Source organism: Lentzea sp. NPDC006480, from assembly GCF_040611995.1.
Taxonomy (GTDB): Bacteria; Actinomycetota; Actinomycetes; order Mycobacteriales; family Pseudonocardiaceae; genus Lentzea.
In genome coordinates this window covers 1-8238 of the sequence record NZ_JBEXPJ010000263.1, presented here as the reverse complement: position 1 = coordinate 8238, position 8238 = coordinate 1, and the positions used below count along the sequence as shown (strand labels likewise).

At 68.7% G+C, this 8238-nt stretch carries 8 protein-coding genes; 2 read left to right on the top strand and 6 right to left on the bottom strand.

What is annotated here, in order from left to right:
- Positions 1-56: 56 nt before the first annotated feature.
- The 3 genes from ABZX92_RS44145 to ABZX92_RS44135 form a co-directional block, all read right to left on the bottom strand.
- Positions 57-887, bottom strand: coding sequence for a hypothetical protein (locus ABZX92_RS44145; RefSeq protein WP_355571897.1), 831 nt, complete (start codon positions 885-887; stop codon positions 57-59).
- A gap of 44 nt (positions 888-931) precedes the next feature.
- Positions 932-2599, bottom strand: coding sequence for an ABC transporter family substrate-binding protein (locus tag ABZX92_RS44140; protein ID WP_355571895.1), 1668 nt, complete (start codon positions 2597-2599; stop codon positions 932-934).
- Between the two features lie 82 nt (positions 2600-2681).
- On the bottom strand, positions 2682-3374 hold the full coding sequence (locus tag ABZX92_RS44135; protein ID WP_355571893.1) for a TetR/AcrR family transcriptional regulator: 693 nt from the start codon (positions 3372-3374) through the stop codon (positions 2682-2684).
- Between the two features lie 49 nt (positions 3375-3423).
- On the opposite strand from ABZX92_RS44135, the gene ABZX92_RS44130 reads away from it, so the two are divergent.
- Both ABZX92_RS44130 and ABZX92_RS44125 read left to right on the top strand, forming a co-directional pair.
- Complete coding sequence (locus ABZX92_RS44130; RefSeq protein ID WP_355571892.1) at positions 3424-3648, top strand: hypothetical protein; 225 nt, start codon at positions 3424-3426, stop codon at positions 3646-3648.
- A 41-nt stretch (positions 3649-3689) separates the two neighbouring features.
- Positions 3690-4589, top strand: a complete 900-nt coding sequence (locus ABZX92_RS44125; RefSeq protein ID WP_355571890.1) for a phosphotransferase — start codon at positions 3690-3692, stop codon at positions 4587-4589.
- Here ABZX92_RS44125 and ABZX92_RS44120 read toward each other — a convergent pair.
- The 3 genes from ABZX92_RS44120 to ABZX92_RS44110 form a co-directional block, all read right to left on the bottom strand.
- On the bottom strand, positions 4580-6502 hold the full coding sequence (locus ABZX92_RS44120) for a bifunctional diguanylate cyclase/phosphodiesterase (RefSeq protein WP_355571888.1): 1923 nt from the start codon (positions 6500-6502) through the stop codon (positions 4580-4582). The genes ABZX92_RS44125 and ABZX92_RS44120 overlap by 10 nt on opposite strands.
- Positions 6499-7533 carry a sugar ABC transporter substrate-binding protein gene (locus tag ABZX92_RS44115; RefSeq protein ID WP_355571886.1) on the bottom strand — a complete coding sequence of 345 codons (1035 nt, stop codon included), beginning with the start codon at positions 7531-7533 and terminating at the stop codon, positions 6499-6501. The genes ABZX92_RS44120 and ABZX92_RS44115 overlap by 4 nt, the downstream gene beginning before the upstream one ends.
- Before the next feature lie 125 nt (positions 7534-7658).
- Positions 7659-8238: vitamin B12 dependent-methionine synthase activation domain-containing protein (locus ABZX92_RS44110; RefSeq protein ID WP_355571884.1), on the bottom strand; the 580-nt coding region annotated here is incomplete at its 5' end.

Here is an 8238-nt window from a genome sequence, read left to right as displayed (position 1 = left end):
CCGCCGCCTCCCTGCGCAGCGCGCACAGGTCGGCCGCCACGAACCCGGGCGTGCGTTCAGACCCGCATGCCGGGCTCGTACTCCGGCGGCAGCACGAAAACGCAGCGCCGCAACAGGTCCGGTGTCATGAGCACCTGGTCGAGCTCCCACTGCGTGCCAGGCCGCAGCGACGGCATGAGGTAGATCGTGTGTGCGCTCGTGGTGAGGAGCGTGAAGACCTCGCGCCAGTCCTCCTCGCGGGTGCGGACTCGGCCGGCACCGATCTGTTCACCGCTCTCACCGAGCGCGATCAGCGGGGCGACGTGTTCGACGGCCTCCGCGAGCATCGTCTCGAAGTCGCCGAGGTAGACGTGCAGGCCGCCTTTGCTGACGTCCTCGTTCTTGAGCTTGACGTACTTCGACCTGGCGATGACGCGGACGCGGCCGGTGGACTGGAACGAGCGCAGCCACACGCTGTGGCCCCGGCTTTCCCGGCCGCCCCGCAGGTCGGCGAGAACCCGCTCGGCCCGCTCGTCGCGACGGACCTGGATCCGCAGCTGCTCGCGGCCGCGCACGTCGTGGTAGTACACGTACGCCACCCCGACGTAGACCGACAGTCCCAGGTAGATGACCGTGGCGAGCAGACTGGCCGGCCAGGCCGGCATCCGGTCGAAGTCCAGCTGCAGCGCGAAGTAGCCGGCGACCAGGCCGACCGCCCAGCCGGCGACCAGGTACCCCGCACTCCACCAGCGAGGCAGGTAGCTGTGCACTCGCAGCACCCGGCGAAGCAGGCCCTGGTCACGCCGGGGCAGTGCCGGGAGCAGCAACGCCCGGAACGGCGCGATGATGCGGACAGCGGTGAGCGCGCCGAAAACCACGAACAGGGTGAGTGCGGCGCGCTCGAACACGCAATCATGATCCGAGGTGCGTCCCTGGATGACAACAGGCGCGATCAGCCGGTGTAGCCGATGCTCGCGTACTCGAACTCGCCGTTGCCCTTGGCGCCGAGGTTCGCGATCGTCGACCGGACCGCCACCGCGCCGGGCTGGTGGTAGAGCGGCTGCTGGTGGCCGATCTTCCACAGCTCCTCGTCGATCCGGTTGGCCAGGGCGGCGCGCTTGGCGTCGTCCAGCTCGGCGGTCGCCTCGTCGTAGAGCTTGTTGATGGTGTCGCTGCCGATGTGGCCGTAGTTCCGGCTGGTGTTGGCGGGGTTGAGGGAGAAGATCGGCTTCGTGCCGCTGATCGGGAACGGGCTCTGCTCCCAGCGGAAGCTGGTGATGTCGAAGTTGCCGGTGAACACCCACTTCGTGAGGAACTCGGCGGACGGGGCCGAGGTGAGGTCGACCTTCACGCCGATCTGCTTGAGCTGGCTCTGGACGAGCTTCGCGACCTGCTCGCCGGGGGCGCTGGGGGAGGGGAAGACGTAGCGCAGGACGAGCTGCCTGCCGTCCTTCGCGCGGTACTCGCCGTCGAGCTTCCAGCCGAGGGAGTCCAATGTGGACTTCGCGGTGTCCTGGCTGAACGGCACGAGGCCCGCGTGGTCCTGGTAGTTCTTGGTGCCCGGCGGGAACATCCGGTTGCCGACGGGCTTCACCTCGCCGTTGCTGATGCCGCCGACCAGGGCCCTGGCGATCACGCTCGCGTCGACGCCGCTCATGATCGCGGTGCGCAGCGCGGGATCCGCGAGGATCGACGACGCCGCGCCGTTGAACGTGAGCTGGTTGTACTGCGGTGTCACGGCGTCTCGAAGCACCACGCCCGGGATGCTCTTCGCGCGCTGGAACAGGTCGATGCTCGCGCCGACCTCGTAGAAGTCGATGGCGCCGTTGGCCAGCGCGTCCGCCAGCGCGGGACGTTCGACCACCCGGAAGGTGATCTTGTCGAGCTTCGCCCTGGCGCCCCACCAGCTGTCGTCGCGGACGACGGTGATCACCTTGCCGGTGGGGTCGATCGAGCCGATCTTGAACGGACCGGCCGTCACCAGAGGCTGGTCGGCCCACGACTTGGTGAACGTCTCGGCCGAGTCGTTCAGGGTCTTCGGCAGCAACGGGTTGAACAGCGCCTTCCACTCGGCGAAGCGCCGCGCGAACGTGATCTTGACCTCGCGGTCGTCGCCGCCGCGCTCGACCTTCGAGATGTCCTCGTAGCCGGTGGTCGTCGACACCTGGTAGCCCTCGGCCTTGCCGGACAAGGCTTTCGCCTGTGCTTCGAAGTCCTCCCACGACAACGCCCTGCCGTCGCTCCACCTCGCCCTGGGGTTCAGCCGGTACGTGACGACGAGCGGGTCGCTGGAGGTGACCTCGGCGCTCTCGACGTAGTCCTGGTTCAGCACGACCGAGCCGTCCGCCTTCTGGGTGGCGGTCCCCGGCACCATCGCGGCCAGCATGAGCGCGTTGTTCCCGGTCGCGCCGTCGACGCTGTACACGTTCCAGTTGGACGGGACCTCGTCGACCGGCCAGCGCAGTTCGCCGCCGTCCTTCAGCTGCGCGGGATCGAGGCGGTTCACGTCCTCCGCGGCGTTGGGGTGAAGCGGGCTGCCACCGTTGCGCTCCGGTGCCGCGCAGGCGCCCAGGAGCAGGGTGACGGCGACCGCCATCGCGGTCGTGCGTCGAATAGTCATGGCACGCTCTCCGTCGTCGGTTCAGGACGCACTCTCGCGTGCCACGACGTTCGCGGCCATCGTTTTGGTGATCTTGACGTGATCAGTTCCCCGCCGCGAGCGTGTCGAGCCACTGCAGCAGCAGCGCGGTCTCTGCGTCGGTCAGCGACGTGTGACGGGTGCGCAGCAGTGCCGCCAGCTGCACCGAGGCCGTGAGCAGGCTCGTGTCCGCGCTGGGTGCCGCGGTGCCGGACTCCGGTGTGAGCAACCGGTTGTGCACGGCGTCGCGCACCTGGGTGGACAGCTCCGGGTCGGCGTAGGTCTCCGGCTGCGTGACGATGCTCAGCGCGACGCCGACGTTCGCCGACATGATGATCTGCGCGGCGCTCTCCGGGTCGATCCGCAGCCGGCCCGCCTCGGCGCAGCGTTCGAGCACCTGCCGCAGGAGCAGCAACGCCTCCTTCGCGGCGTCGGGCACCGCCTCGAAGCTCGGCGAGTACATCATCCGGTACACCGACGGGTGCGCCCTCGCGAAACCGACGTGCGTGTCCCAGCCGTCGCGCAGGTCCTGGACCGGGTCCGCGGACGGCCGAGCCTCCCGCTTGGTCGCCAGGTAGCGGTCGAAGCCGTAGTCGACGACGGCGCTGAGCAGCCCGTTCTTGTCGCCGAAGAGCCGGTAGAGCACGGGCGCGCCGACGCCGGCCGCCGCACACACGGCCCTGGTGGAGATGTCGCGGTCCGGCGAGGCGTCGAGCAGTTCCTCCGCCGCCTCCAAGATGCGCGTTCGCGTGTCCATGACCACGAGTATAGCGGTGTTAACAGATTTTTGTAGCAATGATAACGAGATGCCGTCAGCCGTGCGCTTCACGATCGCGGCGGTCGCCATCGCAGCCACCGCCTCGTTCGCGGTCACGCTGGGAAGACTGCCGGTGTGGGCGCTGTTCGCCGGGCTGCCGCTCGCCATCGCCGCGCAGGCGGCCACCGGTCTGCTTTCGCCGTTCGCCGGGCCTCGCGCGATCCCGATCACGGTCTTCGCGGCGCCGTGGGAGCGGTGGTCTGCGAGCGGGTAAATGATCTGCGCGTCATCGGCGGTTCATGACACGATCGTGTCATGACAGCCAAGGACGCCGCCGTGGCAGCGGGCCGTGACCTCGGGCTCGACATCTCCGAGGGCAAGGTGCTCTACGAACTGTTCTCAGTAGTGGTGCACCTCGCCCCGTCGCCGGTCGTGGCCCGCGTTCCCACCGTTCTGCCGCACACCACCATGCTGGAAAGCCTGGCGCGCAGGCAGCAGCAGGAACTCGACGTCGCGCAGTGGCTGCACGACCAGGGTGTGCCGGTGATCCCGCCGAGTCCGCTCGTGCCGCGCGAGCCGGTGCAGCGGGACGGGTTCTCGATCACGTTCTGGCCGTTCACCGAGGAGGACAAGGACTCGGTACCGGACTACGTCAAGAACTCCGAGCTGACCGCGGATCTGCACAAGGCGCTCAAGGACTACCCCGGCGAGCTGAGCTTCCTGTCGTCGGCGGAACCGAGGTTCGTCCGGGAGGGCCTCGACATCCTCGAAAACCGGCCGGACCTCGTCGACCCGGCCGATGTCGCCCGCGCCAAGCGGGAGTGGCAGGTGCTGGAACCGCTCGTCAGCGACGAAACCGAGTTCGTGAAGGCGTTTCCGGGCGTCGAGCTGCAGCCGATCCACGGCGACTCGCCGCCCGCGAACATCTTCGCCGGCGTGCACGGGCCGCTGTTCTCGGACTTCGAGCTCATCACCAGGGGACCGGCCGAGTGGGACCTGGGCGGCCTCGGGCTGGAGCTCGAAGCCGCCTACAACCGCGGTGCTGAACGAAACGGCCTGCGCACGCTCGACAAAGACGTCCTCAGGTTCGTCAACGCCGTCGGTGCGATCCGGGTGATCGCGTACCTCAGCTGTGCGGACCAGTTGCCCGCCATGGTCGAGTTCATGCAGCCGTTCATCAACCAGTGGCGGGACACCGAGCCCTATCAGGCGTGAGCGGCCGCGCGATCCCCAAGCCAGGCAACGACTTCCTCGGCGGGCAGTGGCTCGCTGAGGAAGTACCCCTGGACGACGTCGCAGCCGGCCTCGGCCAGAGCCGTCCACGTGTCCTGGTCCTCGACACCCTCCGCGACGGCCTGCAGCCCGAAGTTCCGCGCCAAGGCCACGAGGGCGTGCACGATCGCGCTGTCGCCGGCGTCCGTGCACATGTGCGTCACGAACGACCGGTCGAGCTTCATCTCGTGCACCCGCATGCTGCGCAGGTACGAGATGGACGAGTAACCGGTGCCGAAGTCGTCGATGGACAGTCGCACACCGAGATCGGTCAGGTGCCGCAGCACGTCCACCGCGCGGTCCGGGTCGGAGATGATCGCCGACTCGGTGATCTCCAGCGTCAGCAGCCGTGCGGGCAGCCCGTGCCGCTTGATCAGATCGGACACGTCACCGGGGAACTCCGTGTGCAGCAAGCAGGCCGCGCCCACGTTCACCGAGACCGGAACCTCCCAGCCCGCGTCCTGCCACGCCCGGCACTGCCGCAGCGCCGCATCGATCACGTACCGGGTCAGCGGCTCGATGAGCCCGTTCTCCTCCGCGATCGGGATGAACTCGTCCGGCCGCACCAGCCCACGCGTCGGGTGCTGCCAGCGCGCCAACGCCTCGACGCCGCACACCGCGCCCGTGTCGGCCAGCGCCTTGGGCTGGTAGTGCAGGAACAGCTCGCCGCGGTCGATCGCGTGCCGCAGCTCGGTGACGGCGGTGAGCTGCGAGGCACCGCGCTCGTGCAGGCGTGCGTCGTAGACGGCCACACCGGACTTCTCGCGCTTGGCCGCGTACATCGCGATGTCCGCGTGCCGCAACAACTCGTGGCCGTCCATTGAGTCCACCGGGCACATGGCGACGCCGACGCTGCCGGCGATCTCCAGTTCCAGACCCTCCAGCGTGACCGGCATGGCCAGCGCGCCGAGGATCTTCTCGGCGACCATCGCCGCGTTCTCGGCCGACCCGACACCGGGCAGCAGCACCGCGAACTCGTCGCCGCCCAGCCGTGCCACCAGATCTGTGTCGCGCACGGCCCACGACAGCCTGTTCGCCACCTGGCGCAGCAGCAGGTCGCCGGTGTGGTGCCCGAGCGAGTCGTTGACCTCCTTGAACCTGTCCAGGTCCACGATCAGCAACGCCAGCGGCTCGTTCTTCTTGCACGCCTTGGCGACGGCCGTCTCCATCCGCCGCGCGAGCAGCGTCCGGTTCGCCAGACCCGTCAGCGCGTCGTGGTGGGCCTCGTGCTCGTTCTTGGCGGCCTGGCGCAGGATCTTGCGGCGGTGGCCCAGCAGGACCATGCCGAACAGTCCGACCAGGAACGCGTCCAGCACGAACGCGATGATCTGGGCGACGCGCAGCCGCGCGTTCTTCTCGTCCGCGGAACGCAGGTACTCGAGGGTGTCGAGGCGCTTGTCCCCGATCGTCGAGGAGATCTGGCGGCGCAACGACGAGTGCGCGAGCGACGCCTGGTCGGCCTGCAGCGGGTCCTGGCCGGCGATCACCTTGCGCAGGATGTCCGTGGTCTGGTCGTACAGCGGCATCAACCGGGTCGCGTCCGCGACGTCGTCGCTCTGCCCCTTGGTGCGCAGCCACTCCAGCTCAGTGCGCGCGGAACCCAGCGAGTTCTGCAACGGCTCGACGGTCTGCTCGGTGCGCTTGGCCTGCAGGTCCCGCAACGCGTTGTCCGCGACGTTGATGTGCTCCAGCACGCGGCTCCACCGCTCGCTGGAGTCGTTCAACGCCCGCACGTGCGCGGTCGTGGCCTGCGCGGACACGCTGCTCCACAGCGCCAGTCCGGCCAGGGCCAGCAACCCGGCCGTCAGCCCCACCGTCGCCACCCTCGCGGTCGCGCGGCCTTCCCAAAGCCTCACCGTGCCTGCTCCAACGGTCGCACCCAGCTCGCCGGATCCTGGACGAAGCTGTCGATCTGCGGCTGGAAGAACTCCCTGCGCGCCTTCTCGGACTCCTGCCGGTGCAGGATCTGGTCGAGGTTCGCGGTGGTCACGGTCAACCCCGGCGTCTCGACCCAGCCTTCTGGCAACGATGCCGCCCCGGTGGCGTGCCGGGCGAGCAACCAGCCCGCGACGGCGCCCTTGAGGTAGTGCTCCGGCGAGATCGTCGCCACCATCGCGCCGTCCCGCACCGCCTGCAACGTTCTCGGGTCGACCCCGAAACCGCCCACCAGCCACCTCGCCGCCTTCTCGGTCCTTATCGCGGCGAGGTTGACGCCGTCGCAGTCACCGGTCCCAACGAACGCGAGGGCATCGGGATTCGCCGCCACGAGTCTTCGCCACGCGTCGAGGTTCGCCTCGTCGTCGCGCTGCGTGTCGAACGGCCCCAGCACCAGTACTCCCGGTAGCTTCTCGGCGAATCGCCCCCGAATGCCGTCGGCACGGTCGTCGAACCCGGCGAGTCCCGGTGAGGTGTTTCCCAGCACCACGGTCCCGGTCGCGTTCGAGGGCAATCGGCGCATCAACTCGTCAGCCAGCTTTTCGCCGAGTTCGTAGTTGTCGTTACCGATGTGCAGTTTCACCCCGGAACTCGCGGTGAGTCGCATGTCCACACCGACGACGGCGACGTGCTGGCTCAACGCGTCACCGATGGCCGGTGCCATCAGCGCGGGTTCGGACGTGGCGACCGCGATTCCGCCTTTGGCGGCGAGCGTCAAATCGGCGAACAACTCGACTTCCTTGTGCCCGTCCTGGCCGGGCGGCCCGGTCACGGTGGCGCTGACGCCGCCTATGCGCCCGACGCCCTCGTGGAACCCGCTGGTCATCTCCTGCGCGAACGAACCGCCCGTGCGCTTGACGACGAAACCCACGTGCGGCAGCGCGTCGGACTTCGCGGCGCCACCGCAGCCGGATAACAGCAACAGACCCAGCACCAGCGCCGCAGCTCGCATCTATGACCTCGGGCTCGCTCGACTGACGGTGATTGATCTCCAGAGCGGCCCGATGCTACATCGCTTGGTGCCAAATCGGGATAACGCACCCCAATACCGGGAAGCGCTTTCACGTTGCAGAACCGTCAGGCGGGTTCATAACCCAGGTTGGGGCGCAACCACTGCTCGACCTCGGCGACCGGCTTGCCATAGCGGCGTGCGTAGTCCACGACCTGGTCACGGCCGAGCCGTCCCACGGTGAAGTACTTCGCGTCCGGGTGCTGGAAGATCAGGCCGCTCACGCTCGCCGCCGGGTACATGGCGAACGACTCGGTCAACGTCACACCGATGTCCTCCGCGGCCAGCAGATCGAACAGCTCGCGCTTCACCGAGTGGTCCGGGCAGGCGGGGTAGCCGAGCGCGGGCCGGATACCCCGGAACTTCTCCGCGTGCAGGTCAGCGAGCTCCGGCTGGGCGTCCGGCTCGAACCAGTCGCGGCGGGCGCGCAGGTGGATCCACTCGGCGAACGCCTCGGCGAGCCGGTCCGCCAGCGCCTTCACCATGATGGCGCGGTAGTCGTCGTTCAGCGCCTCGTACTTCGCGGCCAGCTCGTCGGCGCCCAGGATCGTGACGGCGAAACCGCCGAGGCGGTCAAGGTCGCGGAGGACAGCGGCTGGCTGTGACCCATGGCACCGAGCCGTCACACCGCCAAGCGGGGTAGAGTCC

Excerpts from the sequence above, each read along its gene's own strand:
- ABZX92_RS44140 (WP_355571895.1), bottom strand. The coding sequence starts at position 2,599 with ATGACTATTCGACGCACGACCGCGATGGCGGTCGCCGTCACCCTGCTC.
- ABZX92_RS44135 (WP_355571893.1), bottom strand. The coding sequence starts at position 3,374 with ATGGACACGCGAACGCGCATCTTGGAGGCGGCGGAGGAACTGCTCGAC.
- ABZX92_RS44130 (WP_355571892.1), top strand. The coding sequence starts at position 3,424 with ATGCCGTCAGCCGTGCGCTTCACGATCGCGGCGGTCGCCATCGCAGCC.
- ABZX92_RS44125 (WP_355571890.1), top strand. The coding sequence starts at position 3,690 with ATGACAGCCAAGGACGCCGCCGTGGCAGCGGGCCGTGACCTCGGGCTC.
- ABZX92_RS44115 (WP_355571886.1), bottom strand. The coding sequence starts at position 7,533 with ATGCGAGCTGCGGCGCTGGTGCTGGGTCTGTTGCTGTTATCCGGCTGC.